Source organism: Paraglaciecola sp. 2405UD69-4, assembly GCF_047525415.1.
Classification (GTDB): Bacteria; Pseudomonadota; Gammaproteobacteria; order Enterobacterales; family Alteromonadaceae; genus Paraglaciecola.
Window position 1 is genome coordinate 1,046,934 of the sequence record NZ_JBLIXM010000001.1, and the last position, 20,844, is coordinate 1,067,777.

17 protein-coding genes are annotated in these 20,844 nt (G+C 39.3%); 7 read left to right on the forward strand and 10 right to left on the reverse strand.

Annotation, left to right across the window (positions count from 1 at the left end):
* Positions 1-4: 4 nt before the first annotated feature.
* The 7 genes from ACMUMK_RS04685 to ACMUMK_RS04715 form a co-directional block, all read right to left on the reverse strand.
* Complete coding sequence (locus ACMUMK_RS04685; protein ID WP_414699963.1) at positions 5-2,029, reverse strand: methyl-accepting chemotaxis protein; 2,025 nt, start codon at positions 2,027-2,029, stop codon at positions 5-7.
* Positions 2,030-2,163: 134 nt separating this feature from the next.
* Positions 2,164-2,997 carry a symmetrical bis(5'-nucleosyl)-tetraphosphatase gene (locus tag ACMUMK_RS04690; protein WP_414699964.1) on the reverse strand — a complete coding sequence of 278 codons (834 nt, stop codon included), beginning with the start codon at positions 2,995-2,997 and terminating at the stop codon, positions 2,164-2,166.
* A gap of 3 nt (positions 2,998-3,000) precedes the next feature.
* Positions 3,001-3,375 (reverse strand): Co2+/Mg2+ efflux protein ApaG, encoded by a 375-nt coding sequence (gene apaG / locus ACMUMK_RS04695; protein ID WP_414699965.1) that lies wholly within the window; start codon positions 3,373-3,375, stop codon positions 3,001-3,003.
* 34 nt (positions 3,376-3,409) lie between these two features.
* Positions 3,410-4,225 (reverse strand): 16S rRNA (adenine(1518)-N(6)/adenine(1519)-N(6))-dimethyltransferase RsmA, encoded by an 816-nt coding sequence (gene rsmA, locus ACMUMK_RS04700; protein ID WP_414699966.1) that lies wholly within the window; start codon positions 4,223-4,225, stop codon positions 3,410-3,412.
* The gene (gene pdxA / locus ACMUMK_RS04705) at positions 4,222-5,205 is read right to left on the reverse strand and encodes a 4-hydroxythreonine-4-phosphate dehydrogenase PdxA (RefSeq protein ID WP_414699967.1); all 984 of its coding nucleotides are present in this window, start codon (positions 5,203-5,205) and stop codon (positions 4,222-4,224) included. The genes rsmA and pdxA overlap by 4 nt, the downstream gene beginning before the upstream one ends.
* A 1-nt stretch (position 5,206) precedes the next feature.
* On the reverse strand, positions 5,207-6,523 hold the full coding sequence (surA, locus tag ACMUMK_RS04710) for a peptidylprolyl isomerase SurA (RefSeq protein WP_414700326.1): 1,317 nt from the start codon (positions 6,521-6,523) through the stop codon (positions 5,207-5,209).
* Between the two features lie 67 nt (positions 6,524-6,590).
* On the reverse strand, positions 6,591-8,672 hold the full coding sequence (locus ACMUMK_RS04715) for an LPS-assembly protein LptD (protein WP_414699968.1): 2,082 nt from the start codon (positions 8,670-8,672) through the stop codon (positions 6,591-6,593).
* Positions 8,673-8,933: 261 nt separating this feature from the next.
* Here ACMUMK_RS04715 and ACMUMK_RS04720 point away from each other — a divergent pair, with 261 nt between their 5' ends.
* The 6 genes from ACMUMK_RS04720 (at position 8,934) to ACMUMK_RS04745 (ending at position 14,682) form a co-directional block, all read left to right on the forward strand.
* Positions 8,934-9,941, forward strand: coding sequence for an aminoglycoside phosphotransferase family protein (locus tag ACMUMK_RS04720; protein WP_414699969.1), 1,008 nt, complete (start codon positions 8,934-8,936; stop codon positions 9,939-9,941).
* Complete coding sequence (gene murU / locus ACMUMK_RS04725) at positions 9,934-10,602, forward strand: N-acetylmuramate alpha-1-phosphate uridylyltransferase MurU (protein ID WP_414699970.1); 669 nt, start codon at positions 9,934-9,936, stop codon at positions 10,600-10,602. Before ACMUMK_RS04720 ends, murU begins: the two co-directional genes overlap by 8 nt.
* Positions 10,603-10,615: 13 nt before the next feature.
* Entirely contained in the window at positions 10,616-11,449 is an 834-nt protein-coding gene (gene djlA, locus ACMUMK_RS04730) for a co-chaperone DjlA (protein ID WP_414699971.1), read from the forward strand.
* 108 nt (positions 11,450-11,557) lie between these two features.
* A complete protein-coding gene (locus ACMUMK_RS04735; protein WP_414699972.1) occupies positions 11,558-12,520 on the forward strand; it encodes a helix-turn-helix domain-containing protein in 963 nt (320 codons plus the stop codon).
* Between the two features lie 74 nt (positions 12,521-12,594).
* Positions 12,595-13,860: a serine hydrolase domain-containing protein gene (locus ACMUMK_RS04740; RefSeq protein WP_414699973.1), complete on the forward strand. Its 1,266-nt coding sequence runs from the start codon at positions 12,595-12,597 to the stop codon at positions 13,858-13,860.
* Positions 13,861-13,944: 84 nt separating this feature from the next.
* Complete coding sequence (locus tag ACMUMK_RS04745) at positions 13,945-14,682, forward strand: choice-of-anchor H family protein (RefSeq protein WP_414699974.1); 738 nt, start codon at positions 13,945-13,947, stop codon at positions 14,680-14,682.
* A 14-nt stretch (positions 14,683-14,696) separates the two neighbouring features.
* On the opposite strand, the gene ACMUMK_RS04750 is transcribed toward ACMUMK_RS04745, so the two are convergent.
* Genes ACMUMK_RS04750 through ACMUMK_RS04760 form a run of 3 tightly spaced genes read right to left on the reverse strand, consistent with a single transcriptional unit; the run spans position 14,697 to position 15,978 of the window.
* Positions 14,697-14,906: a hypothetical protein gene (locus ACMUMK_RS04750; RefSeq protein ID WP_414700338.1), complete on the reverse strand. Its 210-nt coding sequence runs from the start codon at positions 14,904-14,906 to the stop codon at positions 14,697-14,699.
* Positions 14,907-14,911: 5 nt separating this feature from the next.
* A complete protein-coding gene (locus ACMUMK_RS04755; protein ID WP_414699975.1) occupies positions 14,912-15,109 on the reverse strand; it encodes a DUF4177 domain-containing protein in 198 nt (65 codons plus the stop codon).
* An 11-nt stretch (positions 15,110-15,120) separates the two neighbouring features.
* Positions 15,121-15,978 (reverse strand): SPFH domain-containing protein, encoded by an 858-nt coding sequence (locus tag ACMUMK_RS04760; RefSeq protein ID WP_414699976.1) that lies wholly within the window; start codon positions 15,976-15,978, stop codon positions 15,121-15,123.
* A gap of 404 nt (positions 15,979-16,382) precedes the next feature.
* Between ACMUMK_RS04760 and ACMUMK_RS04765 the strand changes: the two genes are divergently transcribed.
* Entirely contained in the window at positions 16,383-20,828 is a 4,446-nt protein-coding gene (locus tag ACMUMK_RS04765) for an ExeM/NucH family extracellular endonuclease (RefSeq protein ID WP_414699977.1), read from the forward strand.
* Positions 20,829-20,844 lie beyond the last annotated feature (16 nt).

Consider the following 20,844-nt stretch of genomic DNA (forward strand, 5'->3'; position numbering starts at 1 on the left):
AATATTAAACTTTAAAGGCCTGTACCGAGTTTTGTAATTCTTCTGCTAATTTTGCGACTTCATGGCTAGACTCAGCAGTTTGATGTGCACCCGTAGTGGTTTCTTCTGCAATTGTAACTATGTTTTCGAGCTTTTCACTTATTTCTTGTGACACAATATTTTGCTCACGGGCAGATTGCTCAATTTGACTACTGACATCATAAGCTTTGTGTACAGCACTAGTAATAGATTCTAGGGCCACAGTTGCGTTCTCTGCTTGTTGCACACATAAAGTTGTTTGGTCTTTTCCTTGGTTCATTACAGATACGGCCTTTTCAGCCCCCGCCTGTAAAACCTCAATCATAGAGTTAATTTCTTGGGTTGATTGTTGGGTACGGCTAGCCAATGTTCTAACTTCATCGGCAACAACTGCGAACCCGCGTCCATGTTCACCAGCGCGGGCTGCTTCTATAGCTGCATTTAGTGCCAGTAAATTTGTTTGGTCGGCGACCCCTCTAATAACCTCTAAAATCCCACCAATACTGGCGCTATCTTGATTTAATTTATTGATAACTTGAGCTGCTTCTTCAACATCTTTTGCAAGAACCAAAATAGTGTTTTTATTTTCTTCAGATATTGCTTTTACTTTTTCTGCTTCGTTGTCGGCATTTTTGATTTGGTTAAGGGTATCTTCTGCGTTTTGTGTAACTAATTGCGATGTGCTGTGCATTTCTGCTGTTGCAGTAGCAACTTGAGATACTTGTGATTTTTGATCTTGAATCGAGTGTGTTGTTTGGCTAGTGACTGCTGATGTTTCTTCTGCTGCGGCTGCCAATTGCGTTGCTCTAGAGCTAATACTTGAAATTAGAGACTTTAAGTTGTCGATTAGATTGTTGCAATTTGTGGCTAATTCACCAAATTCATCATTTGAAGAGTCATCAAGCTTGCGAGTTAAATCGCCCGTAGAAACCACATTTAATATTTCGTTCACTTTGTGAAGTGGCTTGATAATAGCCTGGATAGTTCTGTAGGCTATAGCTGTTGCAATTGCTAAGGATAACAATCCAATTACAATAGTAATCATTTTTCCCTGGGATACAGATGCATTCACTTCACCTTTTGCACTTTTAGCCTCAGCGTCAGCCAATGTTTTCAATCCGTCAAGTTGCTGTGAGGCTTGAATGATATTTTGCTCTGATGCTGCGTATGCAACACTCGCCTGCTTTTTACTTTCTAAGAGTTTAACTTGCGATTGTAAAAGGCCTTGAGAAGAGCTGATAGAGTCTATAACGTCATCAACGAGTGAATATATTTCACTTAAGGTTCCAGAGTCATCTAAGTTGCCCGCTTGATTTTGCATTTCTGTGACTTTACTTTGAATTTGTTCTACAGCAAATTTAACTTCGCTACCATTGATGTCGGCTCGGAGTAAAGTTTCAGTTTTAATATACTCAGCACTTGCTGTAAGTAAGGTCATTAGGTTTGATTCTAGGCCATTAGCTAAGTCTGACGTGCGCTGTAAACGCTGGTTATCAGACACTTCATCTAAATCAGCAAAATCTACGATTAAGGTTGAGGTATCATCAGCGTTGTCTTCTACATCGCCAATTATATCAATCAGAGTATCGGCATACTTTAATTGGCTCTTTTTGTTGGTAAAAATTGTATTTACGTTTTCAATATATTCACGAAAGATTGTTTCAGTTGCTACTAGCGATTTGCGAAGAGCTGGTTCTTTATTGACTACGCCTGTTAGTGTGCGTATTTCATCTTCAAATTTTTTCTGACTGGCTTCAAATGCAGTTTGTTTGTCTTGTAAAATATTTGATTCTGTTTCGTAAAGGGCTTCAGTGGTGAGCTTACTCATGTTTAAAAATGAGATTTTCAGGAGGTTGCTGCCGTTTACCGTAGGTAATGCAAGGGTGTTTACTTTTTCTGTAGCGCTATCAATTTTACTTAAACTTGTATAAGCAACTACTCCTAATAAAAACATAAGAATGGTGATGACTGCGAAACCACCAATTACTCGAGTTGCAACTTTAATTTTCATGTAATGACCTTAAGCTTTGTTAGAAGTACCCAATATTTTTATTGTCAGCTTTAATCCATTAGTCTAATTGACAACATTCTTAAAACTATAACCGACTGAGCGTAAATTTACAGTTATAAAGGGTATAATTATTATTAGGTATCGGTCGATTCTGGGATATCTTTATACTTAACTGAGTGTTTTATACTCTTTGATAAATCCAGTAGGGTCATATTGTTACCCCAAATGTACCCGGTATCTAGGCCAATTATTTGAGAATTTTCCGTGACTCCATTTAGTGCGGCCCAATGGCCAAAGATAATTTGTTGTGTACTTTTGAGTTGATGGTTTTCACAAGCAAACCAAGGGGTCAAATCTGAGTCTGTATGCTCTGGTGCAGACTTACAATCAAAGTCCAATGTGTGAGAGTGTTTAATGAAGCGCATTCTTGTTAAAGCATTGACAATAAATCGCAGTCGTTCAAATCCAGATAAGCTTTCATGCCATACATTTGGTTGATTGCCATACATGTTAGCTAAAAATAACTGCCACTGGTCTCCAGCCAAATACTCACTCACCTCATTGCTATAAGCTAAGGCTTGTTTTATTGACCAGTCTGGGTAGAGACCTGCATGGGTAATCAATGAACCTTCATTAGGCTTGAGTGCTAAGGGTTTACGTCGCAGCCAATCAATATAAATGCCAATATTTTTATCAGCAAGTAAGGTGTCTAGTTTATCATTGGGCTTGGCTTTCCTTATACCTGCATGTATAGCTAACAAGTGTAGGTCATGGTTTCCAAGAACCGTGTCAAAGCTACTTCCCAATGAGTATAAGTATTCTATTGTTTCAAGGGCTTGTGGGCCTCGTCCAATTAGATCCCCTACAGCGATTAACTTATCTTGCTCGGCTTTAAAACCCACTGCAGATAAGAGTCTTAGCAACCCACTTAAACACCCTTGAATATCACCTACAATGTAAGTCGCCATGGTTTAATTCAAAATGTTAGGAACGGCAAGTCTGAATACATCAATGGGTGCTTTGAATACATGACCCTCAGAGGTTATCATTTCGTAAAAGCCTTGCATGGTGCCAATGGGTGTATCTAATATAGCACCGCTACTGTATTGGAATGATTCCCCTTGTTTTATATGAGGTTGCTCTCCTATTACTCCAGGGCCTTTTACTTCAGTATTTTTACCATTACCATCAGTAATTAACCAATATCTGCTCATTAATTGAACGCTTACATCGCTTTGGTTGGTAATGGTAATGGTATAGCTAAAAGGAAACTTGTCTTTCTCTGGAAGTCTATCTGGCAGATATTGTGTCTGCACATCAATAACAATAGGCGTTTCTTGATTCATCACAGGACTCAGTGTTTAAAATTGTAGTAATTCGTTAGGATTTAGATTCTAGCGTAAAGCTTGCAACGGCATTGGCTATTTTTGCAAAATCTTGTAGTGATAAGTTCTCAGCCCTTAGCTCTGGATTGATATCTAAGTCTACGATTTGTTGTTCCGTTAAGCTATTTTTAAGACTGTTACGTATTGTTTTTCGCCTTTGATTAAATGCCTGTGCGCATACTGTGTGTAGAGTATCTTCATCTATGAGTGAAACAGGCTTTTGTTGATGTGGAATTAGTCTAACCACTGCTGAGTCAACTTTAGGTGGTGGATTGAAGGCTCCCGGGGGCACCTGAATAACAGGTATTACTTGGCAGTGGTATTGTGCCATTACCGATAACCTACCATAGTTTTTATTACCGGGTGAGGCCGCTAATCGGTTAACTACTTCTTTCTGAAGCATAAAGTGCATGTCTTGCACTTTATTGGCAAAAGAAAATAGATGGAACATTAAAGGGGTCGAAATATTGTAAGGAAGATTTCCAAATATTCTTAGTGGCGTGTCTTCGGATATTAATTCACTGAAGTCATACTTTAAGGCGTCGGTTTCGACAATATTTAGTTTACTGGCGATAAACGGATGGGTTCGTAATCGCGCAGCTAAGTCTCTATCTAGCTCCACTACAGTTAATTGGTCTAGTAATTCGCAAACAGGCTCGGTGAGGGCCCCAAGGCCAGGGCCTATCTCTACCATATGCTGCCCTTTTTGAGGGTTAATGGCAGATACAATTTGGTCAATTACGTAATTATCATGCAAGAAATTTTGACCAAAACGTTTTCTAGCTGTGTGTCCTAAATGCTGTTTACTCATTGTTTTTTCGCTGCTATTTCAATGGCTTTCTCGATAGCTAACTCAAAGCTACCTGAGTCTGCTTGTCCTGTGCCTGCTAAATCTAACGCAGTACCATGGTCTACCGATGTTCGAATAAAAGGTAAGCCTAAAGTAATGTTAATAGAAGCGCCAAAACCTTTATATTTTAAAACCGGTAAGCCTTGGTCATGGTACATGGCTAGTACCGCATCGGCTTGCTCAAGATATTTAGGGTTAAAAATAGTATCAGCAGGTAAGGGACCTGTAATTTTAAGCCCTTCCTCTCTTAAAGCATCTAAAGCTGGGTTGATAACCAATATTTCTTCTTTGCCTATATGCCCATCTTCTCCCGCATGTGGGTTCAGACCACATACGAAAATATGGGGCTGCTTAATTCCAAATTTAAGCATTAAATCGGTATTAACAATGTGCAGTACTTTATGTAAGCGTTCAAAGGTGATGGCTTTTGACACATAAGCTAATGGAATATGTGTCGTCGCTAATACGACTCTTAACCCTTCTGTGGCCAGCATCATGACAACATCATTAGTATTAGACTCATGGGCAAAAAATTCAGTATGGCCACTGAATGAAATCCCGCCTTCATTAATAATACCTTTGTGAACAGGACCGGTTACCACTGCGTCAAATTCACCGTCTAGATTTTTCTTACAGGCTTGACGAAGTGTTTCAACAACGTAAGGACCATTATCACTATTTAAAACACCACTTTGGGTTGGTGTCTTACTGGCTATATCGACCAAATATACTTGGCCTGCAGGAAGAAGGCTGGTGCAGCTTTCGTCATACTCTACAAAAGTGATGGATAGGCCTAACTGCTTAGCTCTTTGGGTTAGCATATCGCCATCAGCAAAGACTACTAGTTGCGCTTGCCACGTTTTTTGAGCAATTTGAATCAGTAAGTCGGGGCCTATTCCGGCTGGCTCTCCCGGGGTAATTGCAAGCTTTAATGGTTTCATATTAACTCGCAGAATCACTTATAAGTTCAACGTAGGCGCCTGCGCGTATTTCTCTTAACCAAGTATCAGATTCTTCAGCAAACTTACGCTGAAATAACAATTGATACGCTTTTTCTTCTTTACGTTGTTCTGTTATGTCGCCTACTCGTTTACCAAGTAATTGCATGAGGTGCCAACCAAATTGAGAGCGCACAGGTTGGCTGATTTCATCTACTTCTAGCTTGCCTAACGTTGCTTGGAACTCAGGTACATAAACGCTTGGATCTGACCAACCTAATTCACCACCTTTTAAAGCAGAGCCTGGGTCAGCTGAATGCTCTTTGGCTAACTCGCCAAAATCGGCTTCGCCAGCCAAAATCTGAGCACGAAAATCTTGTAACATTTTTTCGGCTTTATCATCACTTAAAATAACCGAAGGGGTAATGAGTATGTGCCTAGCGTTTACTTCCGATATCTCTACTTTTTCAATGCCTCGGAGATCTTTTACCTTCAAAATATGAAAACCAGCACCACTACGAATAGGGCCTACTAAAGTGTTTTTGCTTTTATTTTGAACGGCTTCGGCAAAAAGTGTCGGCATTGAGTTGATATTCATCCAGCCTAGGTCTCCACCTTCTAGAGCTCGAGCGCCACCTGATGAAGCCGTTGCAATTTTTGCAAAGTCAGAGCCATTGTTGAGTAACTCTAATACTTTAGAGGCACGGTTTTTCGCAGCTTCTATATCCGCATCTGTTGGCTCTGGTGGAAATTCAATTAAGATATGACCAAGTTGGTATTCTGCTTGTTGATTGCCTTGCTCATCTATGAGTTTAACAAGGTTCTCAACTTCTTGGTCTGTAATATAAACACGGCGTCTGACGTTTGCTCTGCGGACTTCACCTAAAATAATTTCTTTACGAACTTCTTCTCTGTATGTGTCGTAGGCTATTCCCTCTTGGGCTATTTTATTACGAAACTGCTGTAAGCTAAGGTTTTCACCTTGGGCGATATTCGCAATGGTTTGTTCTAACTGCGGATCACTAATTTGAATTCCCATACGCTCTGCTAGTTGCATTTGCAGGTTATCAACAATTAATTTTTCAATGGCTTGGGTGCGTAATGCTCTGTCTGAAGGTAATGTTTGGTTGTTCAGGGCAGCATTGCGTTTAACTACGGTTACAAGCTCTTGCACTTCGCTTTCTAATACTACGCTTTGATCTACAATGACTGCGACTTTATCAAGGGATTCTGGGGCCCCGTATGACTTTAGGGTTAAAAAGGAACTGAATAAAAGAGCAACTACTAATACTTTCATGATTTTTTTACTTTTAAGTTTAATGACGTTTTTCAATAAACATCAAATAGAAATTGGGTTGTTTGAAAAGGTTAGTTATTTCAAACGTTAATTAGTTCAACAGATAAGGGCGTCTATATCCAAATAGCCCTTCACGTAATAAATTCCGATTGGTGAAGTATACATGAAATCCGGATTCGAAATCATTGGTACTTTGCACTCCTGTTGTTTCAAAATTGTTGCTTAAATACCTTTCAGCCACAAAGCTTACACTCCAACAACATGAGCTATACTGCACACCGTTGTACGTTTCTACTGTTCTGCTTAATGAGCGGTCATAATACCACCGACCAATCCATTGCCAATTTTTAGAAATAGGCCATGTGGCTGTAATACCTACTTGATCAATTTTCTCTGATGACAGGTCTCTAACAAATCTATGGTTAATCTGGACTAATTTATTGTCCGATAATTGGTACTCAAGGGAAACACTACTGCGTTCAACTTTGTCTGTGATACTAGAAACTTGAGCTAAAGTATGAGCATACCATTTACTACCTATTTGCCAATCTAGTTCAGCTGCTAAAGCTGATTTACTATCTTCTTTTGTTGCGTCTAGAACCTGGTTGTCTTTAAGGTAGAATATTTGCCCTACACTGAGCTTGAATTTTTCTTGGTTATTGCTATCAATAATACGAGTAGTGGCACCCAAGGTAATTTGATTGTTATCACTAATTCTATCTAGGCCAGTAAATTCCTGGCCTCTAAATAACCCAGCAAAATCATTGTATAGTCTAGTGGTATCATATAACCCAATGTTGGTTTGGTCTTCATAACTGGTGTACAAGTATTGGGCTTTGGGCTCTAACGTTTGTGTTAAATTCTTTCCAAACCATGTGATGTTTCTTTCAAAGGCTAGACTACCGTATAACTTAGCTTGCCCTAATGTTCTGGTAACCTCTTCGTCTAGGCTAGAGTCTGCAATATTCTCTTGAACATAGTGAGTGTGAAGCACAGAGACTTCAGCTAAAAGCTCACTCCATTGGTTTTGAAATGGGTAGCTAATGGTTGGGGCTATGTGAAAACGGGTAGCCGTTGGAGTATCTTCATCACCACTTTCAAAGTAGGCAAGCTCCGAATTTAACTTAAATTCGAGTCCAGCCCCTAAGTTACTTAAGTAATTCAGCCTGATTTCTGGTAGGGCTCGATAGCTATCCGGGTGATCTCCAAGGACTTCAAAATCCCTGAATTGTGCACTTATGTCTAAATTTTCTGAGAAGTAATTCACTCCGAGCGTTTTATATAAGTGAGTATCTGATTGGCTATAATAATCAGACCCTAATTCGTTTATATAATTGTCGTCACTTAAACCATTGATTTCAGCGTTAATACGCCAGTTTTCATTGATTGAGCCGTTGTGAATATATCGGTAAAAATAACGCTCTGCATTATCATCTTCTGCCAAATCATTAGGAAGATATTCAAAGTTAAGTTGGCCTTTATGTTGTTCTGTAAGGTAGCGAAATTCAGTTTTGAGTTGCACACCTCTGTCTGTCATCAATCTTGGACTAAATGTTAGGTCGTAGTTTGGTGCTATGTTCCAATAAATTGGTTGCTCAACACTAATGCCAGCTGTACTACTGTTTGTGATACTTGGATACAAGACACCTGATTGACGTTCATCATTTACTGGAAATGAAAAGTACGGTAAATACATAACAGGGATGTCTTTGATATAGAAACGAGCGTTTCGTACAACCCCCCTAGCTTGGTTGGGAGTGATTTCAATTTGGCTGGCTTGAATTCTCCATACTTCATCGTCTACAGGGCAACTACTGTAACTGGCTTCAATTAAATTAATACCCGTTACTTCGTTAATTGCTATTTCTTCTGCTTGTCCGTGACCTGGCACTCGATTAAGTTGATATGTGGATTCTTCTATTAATAATTCGTTTGAAACTCTATTTAAAGATACTTTATCGCTAGAAACTGTGATGTTTTTGTCTTGAAAATTTACATCACCATTTGCAACTAAAGTCTCGCTAACCCTGTCAAGCTTAGCTGTTTCTGCTTTTATCTTGACCTCAGAACTATTGATTTCAACATTTCCATTAAATTCTGCATAGGTGTTTTGTTTGATTTCACTTTGCAATGACGACACTTGAATTTGTCCATCAATCAAAGAGTTATTCAAGTTTGGGCCTGCTAAAGGGACAAAACAAACTTCTTGAGCATTTGCAAAGCAGGTGCACATTGTTATCAGACAAAGAAGTTTACGGGGCATGTGAAGAGAAGTTAGCAAGTAAAAAATAGCCTAAATTGAAAAGTGCATAATGAAATAGAGTGTTAATTTTAAGGGTTTCGAACGGATTTACCAGTAGACTTGCAAAAAAAGAGATATTTCGCCATTCTCTCATAAAAATACTTAAATATCATTCTCAACCAGAGACATTCTTTGAATACACAGAGCACACGTGAACAACAACTGTTAAGTTGGATTAACCTTAATACTGAATTTAGCTGCCAATCCCTTGTTATGGTGTCGGCAGATGCTAGCTTTCGTCGATATTTCCGTTTTTTATCGGGTGACAAGTGGATTATTGCAGTAGATGCGCCTCCACAATACGAGAATATAGCTGCGTTTTTGAATGTAGCTTCTAGCTACAGCGCAGCAGGCATTAATGTCCCCAAGGTGTATGCCTATGATCTTGACTTAGGATTTTACTGTCAGCAAGATTTTGGAAATACATTGTTTTCAGGGCAGTTGAATCAGCAAAACTGCCAACAACTGTACAAGCAAGCCTTAGGGGTTATCCCTTTGTTACAAAAATGTACCTCCACAGAAAATGGTCCTCTTCCTGAATACGACAGAGCCCTGGTGGATAGGGAGTTAGCCATGATGAAGGATTGGTTAGTCGAACAATATTTAGAGCTAGACTTGTCTAATACAGAGTTAGGGGTCTTAGATAATGCCCTTAAGAGTATTTCTGAAAAGTTTCTAGCTCAACCTAAGGTTGGTGTACATAGAGATTACCATTCTAGAAACCTTATGATATTAGATGACGAAATTGGCGTAATAGACTTTCAAGATGCTGTGGTAGGCCCAGTGACCTATGATGCTGTATCCCTATTGAGAGACTGCTATCAAAGGTGGCCTAGTCAATGGGTTGAAGCTTGGTTAAAAGATTTGCATCAAGAATATTACGCTAAATATGCGTGGGCTGATTTTAAATATTGGTTTGATGTAACGGGGATGCAACGTCATATTAAAGTCGCGGGTATTTTTGCAAGGTTATATATTCGCGACGGTAAATCAGGGTATCTAGCTGATATCCCCCGAACCTTAGAATACTTAATTGAAGCGGCTAACGATTACCCAGAATACAAAAAGTTTGCCACTGTTATTTGTGATAATATTTTGCCTGCTGTCTTGGCGAAGCAACAAGGTTGTATCGATGCATAAGACAGCGATGATTTTAGCTGCGGGTAGGGGGGAAAGAATGCGGCCACTAACCGACACCTTACCTAAACCTCTATTATCTATTCATCAAAAAGCCCTTATTGAATATCACCTAGAAGCCTTGAAGTTAGCAGGTTATGAAAGGGTAGTTATTAATCATGCATGGTTAGGGCAATTAATTGAAGCGAAAATTGGTAATGGCAGCAGGTATGGCCTAGAGGTTATCTATTCTCCAGAAGCTAAAGCACTGGAAACAGCCGGCGGTATAGTGAAAGCGCTTCCACTTTTGTGCCAAACAGCTCAAGACTGTTATTTTACTGTGGTAAATGGCGATGTGTTCACTGATTTTGATTTTGCCAATTTGCAAGAGCCCCCATTAAACGCTACCGCGCATTTGGTGATGGTAGATAACCCAGGCCATAATCCTGATGGGGATTTTTACTTAGATAAAAATAGGCTTAATGTCAGCCAAGGTAAAAAACTGACATTTAGTGGCATTGCCATTTATCACAAATCTTTTTTTGATACGCTTAGACCTGAAATTCAGCCTTTAGCCCCCATGTTAAAAGATGGAATTAAAAATAATCAAGTTAGTGCTCAATACTTTTTGGGCAATTGGACTGACGTTGGGACGCCAGAGCGTTTGGCTCAGTTAAACACATAGGTATAGCGAATAAATGATTGGTAAATTTTTAGGAACCATATTTGGTTCTATGTTTGGTGGTATTCCTGGTGCCATATTAGGTTTTATGGTCGGTCACCTTTTTGATAAAGGCTATAGCCAAGATTTTAATCAAAATGGCGGTTTCAGCCGCTTTTTTAGTAGTGAAGAAGCATTAAAGTCTCAAGCGATATTTTTTCATTGCCTTTTCTCTGTCATGGGACACATAGCAAAAGCTGATGGCAAGGTTAGCGATTCAGAAATTCGCATGGCAAGCACCTTGATGGATCAAATGAAATTAGAAGGAGAAATGCGCAGTGAGGCGCAACAAGCTTTCAGAGATGGAAAGGCCGCTAATTTCCCATTAAAGCAAACAGTAAAAGAGTTTAAAGAGTCTTGCCATGGTCGTAGAGACATTATGCAAGTCTATTTAGAAATTTTAATTCAGTCTGCTTATGTTGATGGAAAACTTGATAAAGCAGAACAGGTTATTTTAGAGACTGTTGCTGAGTACCTTGGCTTCCCTAAACGTGATTTATTATATTTGCTTTCTGCATTCGAAGCTGAAATTCGGTTTAGACAAGGGGGAGGGCAGCAACGTTCTGGAGGTCATTCAGCATCATATTCCTCGCAACAATCCTTAGCTGATGCCTATAAAATCTTAGGTGTGACTAGCTCAGACGACGATAAGAGTATTAAAAAGGCTTATCGTAAATTAATGAGTGAACACCACCCGGATAAGCTAGTTTCAAAAGGCTTGCCTAAACAAGCTTTGGAAATGGCAAAAAATAAAGCTCAAGACATTCAAGCTGCATATGAGCTAATTAAGGAAAAGCGCGGGTTTAGGTAAGGCGTGTTGTATTTTACTGAAATTCAAATAATTGATTTATTCTTTAGGTTTGCATCAGTAGGAATCTTACTTTTTATTAGTATAGTTTGGCTAGAAAAGCGTGCTCCATTGCAATTATGGATTATACGTTCATTATTGCTTTGTTTGTCTGGCTACTTACTGCTAACCGCTCCTATTGATAATTCAGCTTATGGAATTACCAGAGGAATATTTTTATTACTCACTGAACTCCTGCCCTATTTTTTATGGGCGTATGTGTTTGTTTTATTTAAACCTGACATAAGTAGTAAAAATATTTCCTGGTTGATGAAATTAGCCGCCTTAGCTGGCTTTATTTGGTTCATATATTTTTTCACTGTTTTGCAAGGCCGAGGTTCATTTCATCGAGTAAATCATATTTTGGGCATATTGATATTTGCTCATATTGCCTTTATGGCGATTTATGATTTCAATGATGATCTAATACTCAATCGCCGTAAGATCAGGGTGGCTATAGCTGTATTTCTGGGGGCTTATAGCTCCTTTTTAGCAACATTAGAGATTTTTGATATTACATTCCGTGGTAGTACTTTGTTTGGCGTTATTAATTCTGGAACCATTTTTCTATTGATTTTGTTGTTTATCTATTTTTTAGAAAAGACCAAAAATAATCATTTACTACAAGCTGATCCACTTAAAGAAACTGCTCTCTATGAGTCTGAAAACACGCTCGTCCCGATAATTTTTCGAAGTGATATTAAAAATTTGAAATTATTGATGGAGCAAGAGTTTTATACTCAGTCAAATTTAACTATTGGCGTATTAGCAAAAGAACTTAATATGCCAGAGCATAGACTAAGGTTAATGATTAATAAGTATATGGGGTTTCAAAATTTTTCTGGCTTTTTGAATAGTTACAGACTCTTAGCTGCAAAAAATAAATTACAAGACCAAGCTTTAACAAGGGTCCCTATTTTAACTATTGCCTTAGAGTTGGGATATGGTTCTATTGGTCCATTTAATCGGGTTTTCAAACAAGAAACAGGGCTCACACCTAGCGAATATCGTAAACAATTTCAAAATCGAACATAGTTTTTCAAAATCGGTGAGTACTTAAGTTATGTATTTCATAGGCTTAGCACCTATATAAATTAAGGATGCTTACTATGTTAAAGAAACGCTTTGGTATTACGTTTGGGGTTATTTTACTTATTACTTGGCTGACTTGGCCTGTGTATCAGTTTTATGCACACAAGGGGGATGTACCCTTCACTCCTTGGGGATGGACTGAGATCCCCAACCAAGCTCCTAAAAGTCAAATTGTCAATTCGCCTATATACGATGGCGTAGCAAAATCATCGTTAGACTTACTTGATAAGCATCGAGAAAAAATAAATGCACCAGGTATCTCTGCAGCCGTTAGTATTGGCGGCAAGATAGTTTGGGTGGGTACTGCTGGTTGGGCAGACCTTAGCAAAGATGAACCCGTTACCTCAAAAACGCTATTCAGAGTTGGAAGCACCTCAAAAGCCATCACTGCTACTGGCTTGGCAAGGTTAATCGATACTAAAAAAATTGATTTAGAAAAACCAATATCTCAGTACCATAGAAGTTTGCCTAATGCTTCATGGCGTAATATCAAAGTTAAGCATTTAGCTTCACATTCATCGGGCTTAACACATTACAAGCAATTCGAAGATAAACGAGGACTGTATAAAAGCATAACCTTGAACACCTATTATAATGATGTAAACGATGCGCTCGGGTTGTTCGATGGCACAAAGTTAATGTTTGACCCAGGTAGCCAATTTAGTTATTCGAGCTATGGTACCGTCTTATTGAGTGCGGTTATGCAGGAAGCGGCTCAATTACCTTTTTTAGAGTTGATGCAGCAACAGGTATTTACCCCTTTAAATTTGCTTGATATTGGTGCTGAGGGGCAGTTTTTAGATAATGGGACCTTAGCTAAATTTTACTGGAATGATGGTGGTAAAAGTCCAAGAGTTAGAGAGTGGAGAGATGTTGATCTCAGTCACAGGCTAGCGGGAGGAGGGTTTGTTGCTACCTCAACCGCTCTTGTTAAGTTAGGGAATAGTTATTTTGATGACCAGTTTATTAGCCGGCCAACAAAGCGACTACTCTGGACGCCCCAATTACTTTCTAATGGTGAAGTTAATCCACAAAATTACGCTATTGGATGGAGAGTTAGTGAATTAAACCGAAAGGGGAGGTCTATAAAATTCATGCATCATGGAGGCGTTTCAAGAGGGGCGCAAAGTCTTTTGATTGTAATACCTGAATATAAATTTTCCATAGCCATAAATATAAATGCTAAAACTCAGGAGTTTCATACTTTTTCTACGATATGGAAGGCGCTTGCTTTAACGTTTATTGATACCTATGAGCAAGCTAATGCTGATTTAGGCTCTTGATCGTAATGCTTTAGTTAAGGCTCGCTTCAGTTTTTGTTCATGTGGTTTTCTGCAAACTAAGCCTAGGTTTGAAAGGAGCACCACATGAAACGTTTATTATTAATTGTATTCGCAAGTTTATCGTTCAGTTCATTTACATTTGCCAGTGAAAATTGGAGCGCTGCTTCATCAGAGGTGCAGTTTAACAATACCAGTGGTGTGATCTATAAGGGGACTGATGTAAATACTGACAGTATCACCCCTTCTAAAGGTTCATTATCTATTTCCGCTCAAGCAAGACAAATAGCAGCAGCTAAAACCCTAGAAACCCGTCCTGTCCCTAAAAGTACCCAAGCTGTTTTTTGGATTTATGATGCATGGGTTGAATTTTATGGAGATGAAGACAGGGATGGATATTTTAATCATTTTTCAGTTGGCTTAGATGCTGATACTGAGTTTAATGAAGCGCAAGTTTATGCCAGATTATATTTAGGCAAAGACGAAATATTTAGGGAGTATCACGTCACTAATACTTTCACTATATATGGAGACAGCAGTAATGACAGCTTTGTCGTGGAAAGCGAGCTACTAACGGGCTTTACCCCAGACGACTATGAGGTTTTAATCGAGTTATACGATGAATACACCGATGAGTTAGTGGCGGTTATTGATGGTTACAATGATGCAGACTTGTATTTGCTTCCTCTAGAAAGCCAAGATTATGAATATCTGTATGAGGAGCCAAATGTCATTATTGTGACTGAACATGGAGGGAGTTTGGGGTGGTGGACTTTAAGTTTATTTCTACTCGTTTTATTAAGAAAAATTAGGGTAAGCCGCTAATCGGCTTACCGTTTCTAATCCTTGTTTGAGTTTCCTTTATTCGTTGGTTCGACGACTTCAGTGACAACTTTTTGAATGAGTTTTACTCTACCTTGTTTAACCAATGACTCTCTTAGTACATATTCAATTTGCGCATTAACACTGCGCAATTCGTCATCTGCCCAGCGCTGCATAGCTGCTAGAACATCTGGGTTTATTCGTAATGGAAAGGCTTTTTTAGACAATTTTACTACCTTGGCCTTTTTAAGACCGCTTGAGAATGACTACTAGCCATACTAGTGGCTGAGCCCAAATTGCAACTGACTAACTCCCAGTTTTGCCTGCCTAGATCATTTAGTACTACCTCTAGCTCATGTGTATCGGGCACTTGGGTAATAAAACCTTTAGCTTTTGCTTTTATGTTCACTACTTTGTATTCCCATTGCATAGTTATTCTCCTTAATACAAGCTGCCGCTGTTGACTATAGGTTGAGCGTTTTTATCACCGCATAAAACCACTAAAAGATTACTCACCATCATAGCTTTCCGCTCTTCATCTAGCTCTACTACACCTTTAGCTTGTAGCCTATCGAGTGCCATTTCTACCATTCCGACAGCGCCTTCAACTATTTTACTGCGAGCTGCAATAATTGCTGTGGCTTGTTGACGTTGTAACATGGCGCTGGCGATTTCCTGGGCATAGGCAAGGTGACTTATTTTTGACTCATGTACTGTTAAGCCAGCTTTACCTAAACGTTCTTGAATTTCTTCTTTTAGCTTTTCAGATATTTGCTTAGGGTGGCTTCGTAGTGCTATGTCAGAACTGTCCTCATTTTGAGGATCATAAGAGTAACTACTAGCCAAGTTACGTAATGCGGATTCACTTTGAATAGTGACATAGCTTTCGTAATCATCTACTTCAAACATAGCCTCTGCTGAATCGGTGACCGACCACACTACTATGGTGGCAATTTCGATAGGGTTGCCTAGGTTATCGTTTACTTTAATTTTTGCTGATTCAAAATTTCGAATACGTAGCGAAACAGTCTTGCGCATAAAAAAGGGTATGGTCCAGCGTAAGCCATTGCGTTTTTCTGTGCCTACATAACTGCCAAACAAGGTCATAACCTTAGCTTGATTAGGTTGCACCATAAAAAAGCCCATCCAACAAATTAGCACAAGCACTGTGCAAATTAGACTAAAGGGAAGCAATATTTGATGGAAAGCCATATAGCCAAAGGTAAGTTGTAATAAAGGTAAAATAGCAAAGAATGCTAAATAACCATTAATAGAAAACCCTTTTTTTTCTACAATCATAAACACTCCTAAATGATATCACATTGATATCTAATTGAGTTTATTTAATCTTGTTTGTAAATGCAAGTTGTTCACTAGTCCTTGATAACTAGAGATTTTATGAATAGTCGATAATTGAGCCCGAGAAGATCTAACCTATGCCTATTTTATGGGTGTCTGTTTTTTTTACACCTATAAAAATATGATTCGGTAAATTTTTTTAAGTTGCTGTTTTTATTAATTAAATATTTAGGTGCGATTATTGCTTTGCATGCTGACCAAAAAGTCAGGAATGATTTTGGGTGTACTAGCAAAAAATACTATCAATCTGTCATAAGGATGTCACAGAAGTATCAGAACATCGCCTTCAATTTAATAAATGATAATAAGCCGACTAATCGGTAGTAAATTTTCTGGGAGAAAATATGAAATTGAAATATCCTGCGCTGTTGGCCGCTTTATGTGCCTCAACAGTACAAGCAAACGATTTGGTTATAACAGGGGTGATAGATGGCCCCTTATCCGGTGGAACACCAAAAGCTGTAGAAATTTTTGTTCTTAATGATATTGCCGACCTTTCGGTGTGTGGTTTAGGTTCTGCAAATAACGGTGGCGGTAGTGACGGCCAAGAGTATACATTTAATAGTGGCCCAGCTACTGCCGGCAGTTATATTTATATTGCGTCTGAAAGTGCAGGTTTTGAAAGTTATCTAGGGTTTGCTCCTACCGATACCGCTGGTGCAATGGGTATAAACGGTGATGACGCAGTTGAGTTATTCTGTAATGGTGCTGTTGTTGATACCTTTGGTGATATAAACGTTGATGGTACTGGTGAGGCCTGGGATCATTTAGACGGTTGGGCTTATCGTACCGCTGGTACTGGCCCTGATGGTGCTAACTTTTCATTAGCTAGTTGGTCATTTAGTGGCACTAATGCTTTAGATGGTGAAACATCTAATGATACAGCAGCTTCTGTTTTTCCTCTAAAGTCTTATGCTGAAGAAACCAGTGTTGGCGGTGGTGGCGATGACGGTACTGGTGAAGATGATACAGCTGGTGCATGTGTTAATTGTGAAGCTGCAGATAAAGTTGCGGATGCTGCAACCTTTGATGCCTCAAGTTACTATGCCACTGTACAAGAAGAAGTTGATGCCGGTTCACCTACCGATATTATTAAGCAACTACTTTCTGAAACTATCAGTGCAAACACAACTGTTCTTACCTATTCACAAGTATGGACGGCTTTAACGGCGACTGACGAAGATCCAGCTGATTCAGATAATATTATTTTGTGGTATACGGGAACACCAAGAGCGAAAAACCTAAATGGTGGTGATATTGGTGATTGGAACCGTGAGCATAGCTGGCCAAGTAGCCATGGCTTCGGTGACCAAGGCTTTGAAGCTTATACAGATATTCATCACTTAAGACCTGCTGATGTATCAGTCAATTCAATTCGTGGCAACCTAGATTTCGATGACAGTGACTCTGAAGTGTCAGCTGCGCCAGGTAATTACGTTGATGGCGACTCATTTGAGCCTAGAGACGAGATTAAAGGTGATGTAGCACGAATGATGTTCTACATGGACACTCGTTATGAAGGTGCTGATATTACCCCTGATTTACAAGTTGTTGATGACTTTACTGATACTAGTTCTGAACAAATAGGTCGTTTATGTCGCCTTTGGGAGTGGCATTTAGAAGATCCAGTTGATGCGTCTGAAATGGCACGTAATGATGCTATTTATGAGTATCAAGGTAACCGAAACCCTTATATCGATCATTCTGAGTGGGCGGCGCTGTTTTACACCACAGATGCTTGTTCATCTAGTGAAGATGATTCAGATGACAGCAGTGAAGATGATAGTGACTCTAGCTCATCTTTAGATAGTGTATTTATTTCAGAATACATAGAAGGAAGCAGTAATAATAAAGCCATTGAGCTTTATAACTCAACTGGTGCTGATATTGATTTGAGCGCAAGTAACTATCAGTTAGGGCGCTTTTCAAATGGTGGCACTAGCGCAACCTTAATTAGTTTGGAAGGTACACTAGAAGCTGGCGGTGTATTTGTTATTGCCAATACATCTTCAGCTCAAGATATCCTAGATGTAGCTGACCAAACAAGCGGAAGCCTTAACCACAATGGTGACGATGCTTATGAGTTGTATGCAGATGGGATCGTAATTGATTCATTTGGACAAGTAGGTACAGATCCTGGATCAGAATGGGGTACAGCACCAACTGATACTCAAAATAACACCCTAATCAGAAATGCCAATGTATATGGCGGTGATACTGATAGCTCTGATGAGTTTGACCCAGCTGTTGAGTGGACTGGTTTAGGTCAAGATGTATTTACTGATCTTGGTAGTCACACAATAGAAGCGAGAGAAATCTTTATTTCTGAATACATTGAAGGAAGCAGTAATAATAAAGCTATTGAGCTTTATAACCCTTCAAGCAGTGATATTGATTTGAGTGCTGGCAACTATCAATTAGGTCGTTTCTCGAATGGTGGCACTAGCGCTACGTTAATCGACTTAACGGGAACTATTCCTGCAAAAGGTGTTTATGTTGTTGCGCATACCTCATCTACTCAAGAAATATTGGATGTTGCAAACCAAACAAGCGGTAGTCTAAGCCATAACGGTGATGATGCTTATGAATTATATTCTGATGGTGTTGTTATCGACTCATTTGGACAAGTAGGATTTGATCCAGGTTCACAGTGGGGTACCGGTGACCAAAGCACACAAAATAATACCTTAGTTCGCAAAAGTACTATTTCTAGTGGAGATACAATCAGCTCAGATGAGTTTGATCCTGCTGTTGAATGGGATGGATATGCATCTGATACTTTTACTTTCTTAGGAAGTCATGGCGTTACTGATGGTGGCGATGATGATGACGATACTGTTGTTGATCCTGCTTTAGGACTTTGCTTTGAAGATGCTACATTAATAAGTGCTGTTCAAGGTAGCGGGGATGTTTCTCCGTTGGTTGGTGAAACAGTTGTTATTGAAGGTATAGTCACTGCGTCTGTTCCAGGGCAAAACGCTTTCTTTGTGCAAGAAGAAAATGCAGATATGGATGCAGATAGCTCAACTTCAGAAGGAATTTTTGTTTCTTATGCAGCTGAATTGCCAAGTGTCGGTGATGTAGTACGTGTGTTAGGTGTTGTTGCTGAAAACTTCGCTCGTACCCAGTTAGCAGCTACTGAAGCTCCATTAATTTGTGGTACTGATACAGCACAGGTATTTTCTCTAAGCTTACCGTTTACTGATTTTTCAGAAGCTGAAGCATTAGAGGGTATGTTAGTTACAACTGCACAAGAGTTAATTGTTACTGACAACTATACTCTTGGTCAATTTGGACAAGCTACTTTATCTACAGAGCGTTTATTCACGCCTACTAATGTGTTTGCTCCGGGTTCTGAGGAAGCAATAGCTCTTGAAGCATCTAACGCTTTAAATCGTTTATTGTTAGATGATGGTAATGATTTAAGCAATCCCGAAGTAGTAATTTTCCCAACTGGCGGATTGTCTGCTTCAAATACTTTACGTGGTGGTGATACTGTATCTTCACTTACTGGTGTGCTTGATTATGCCTTTAGTGACTACAGAGTTATTCCTACAATAGATCCAACCTTCGTTGCAACAAATGCCCGAACTGCAGAGCCTGAACTTAATCTAGGTAACTTGAAAGTAGCGAGCTTAAATGTACTTAACTACTTTAACAACATAGACAGTGGCCCGGATATCTGTGGACCAGATGGCAATGCTGATTGCCGTGGTGCTGATAGTGAGGTTGAGTTTGAGCGTCAGAAAGCTAAAACAGTGGCAGCTATTGTTGCTATGGATGCTGATATCGTTGGCTTGATGGAAATCGAAAATAATGGTTTCTCTGAAGGCTCAGCAATTGATGATTTAGTGTCTGCAATCAATGCCATTATGGGTGAAGATACATACTCAATCGTTGACCCAGGTACAACTGTGGGTACTGATGCGATTACAGTTGCACTTATTTACAAATCTAGCGTTGTATCTTTAAACGGTGCTACTCAGATTTTAAATAGTGATAACTCAATCTCTGATGATGATGGTGTATTGTTTGTTGATACTAGGAACCGTCCAGCTATTGTTCAGGAGTTTGCTTTACTTGAAAATAATGAGTCGATTGTAGTAAGTGTTAACCACTTAAAATCTAAAGGCTCTAGCTGTGGTACAGGTGATGACGACGCTACCACAGGCCAAGGTAATTGTAATCTTACAAGAACACGTGCAGCGCAAGCTTTAAGTGCTTTCTTAGAAGAGCAGTACCCAGAGAAAGCTACGCTAATCATAGGTGACTTAAACTCTTATGCTAAAGAAGATCCAATCGTTGCATTAGAAGATGCGGGTTACACTAACCTAATTAACTATTTCAATGGTGATGAAGCTTATTCTTATAGCTTTGATGGCTTTGTTGGTTACTTAGACCATGCTCTAGGTAATGAGGTTGCACTGGAGAAAGTAGTTGATGTAACTGAGTGGCATATCAATGCTGATGAGCCAATCGCTCTTGATTACAACGTCGACTTTAAGTCAGATACGCAAATCATTAACTACTATGCTGATGATGCATACCGAATGTCAGATCACGACCCAGTAATTATCGCGCTGCAATTAGAAGGTGCTGCTGCGGTAACTGGTGATTGGGATAATGATGGAGATGTTGATATGGACGATATTAGTGGGTTGTTCAGAGCTATATTATCAAGACAGTCAATAGATCTTGCTTTTGATTTAAATAATGACGGTGTCGTTAATTCAAGTGATATCCGAGTACAAAACACTTTATGCACGCGCACTCGTTGCGCAACTAATTAATTTTTAAACTGGAGTA

Coding starts and splice junctions, on each gene's coding strand:
- ACMUMK_RS04685 (WP_414699963.1), bottom strand. CDS start 2,029: ATGAAAATTAAAGTTGCAACTCGAGTAATTGGTGGTTTCGCAGTCATC.
- ACMUMK_RS04690 (WP_414699964.1), bottom strand. CDS start 2,997: ATGGCGACTTACATTGTAGGTGATATTCAAGGGTGTTTAAGTGGGTTG.
- apaG (WP_414699965.1), bottom strand. CDS start 3,375: ATGAATCAAGAAACGCCTATTGTTATTGATGTGCAGACACAATATCTG.
- rsmA (WP_414699966.1), bottom strand. CDS start 4,225: ATGAGTAAACAGCATTTAGGACACACAGCTAGAAAACGTTTTGGTCAA.
- pdxA (WP_414699967.1), bottom strand. CDS start 5,205: ATGAAACCATTAAAGCTTGCAATTACCCCGGGAGAGCCAGCCGGAATA.
- murU (WP_414699970.1), top strand. CDS start 9,934: ATGCATAAGACAGCGATGATTTTAGCTGCGGGTAGGGGGGAAAGAATG.
- djlA (WP_414699971.1), top strand. CDS start 10,616: ATGATTGGTAAATTTTTAGGAACCATATTTGGTTCTATGTTTGGTGGT.
- ACMUMK_RS04740 (WP_414699973.1), top strand. CDS start 12,595: ATGTTAAAGAAACGCTTTGGTATTACGTTTGGGGTTATTTTACTTATT.
- ACMUMK_RS04745 (WP_414699974.1), top strand. CDS start 13,945: ATGAAACGTTTATTATTAATTGTATTCGCAAGTTTATCGTTCAGTTCA.
- ACMUMK_RS04755 (WP_414699975.1), bottom strand. CDS start 15,109: ATGCAATGGGAATACAAAGTAGTGAACATAAAAGCAAAAGCTAAAGGT.
- ACMUMK_RS04760 (WP_414699976.1), bottom strand. CDS start 15,978: ATGATTGTAGAAAAAAAAGGGTTTTCTATTAATGGTTATTTAGCATTC.
- ACMUMK_RS04765 (WP_414699977.1), top strand. CDS start 16,383: ATGAAATTGAAATATCCTGCGCTGTTGGCCGCTTTATGTGCCTCAACA.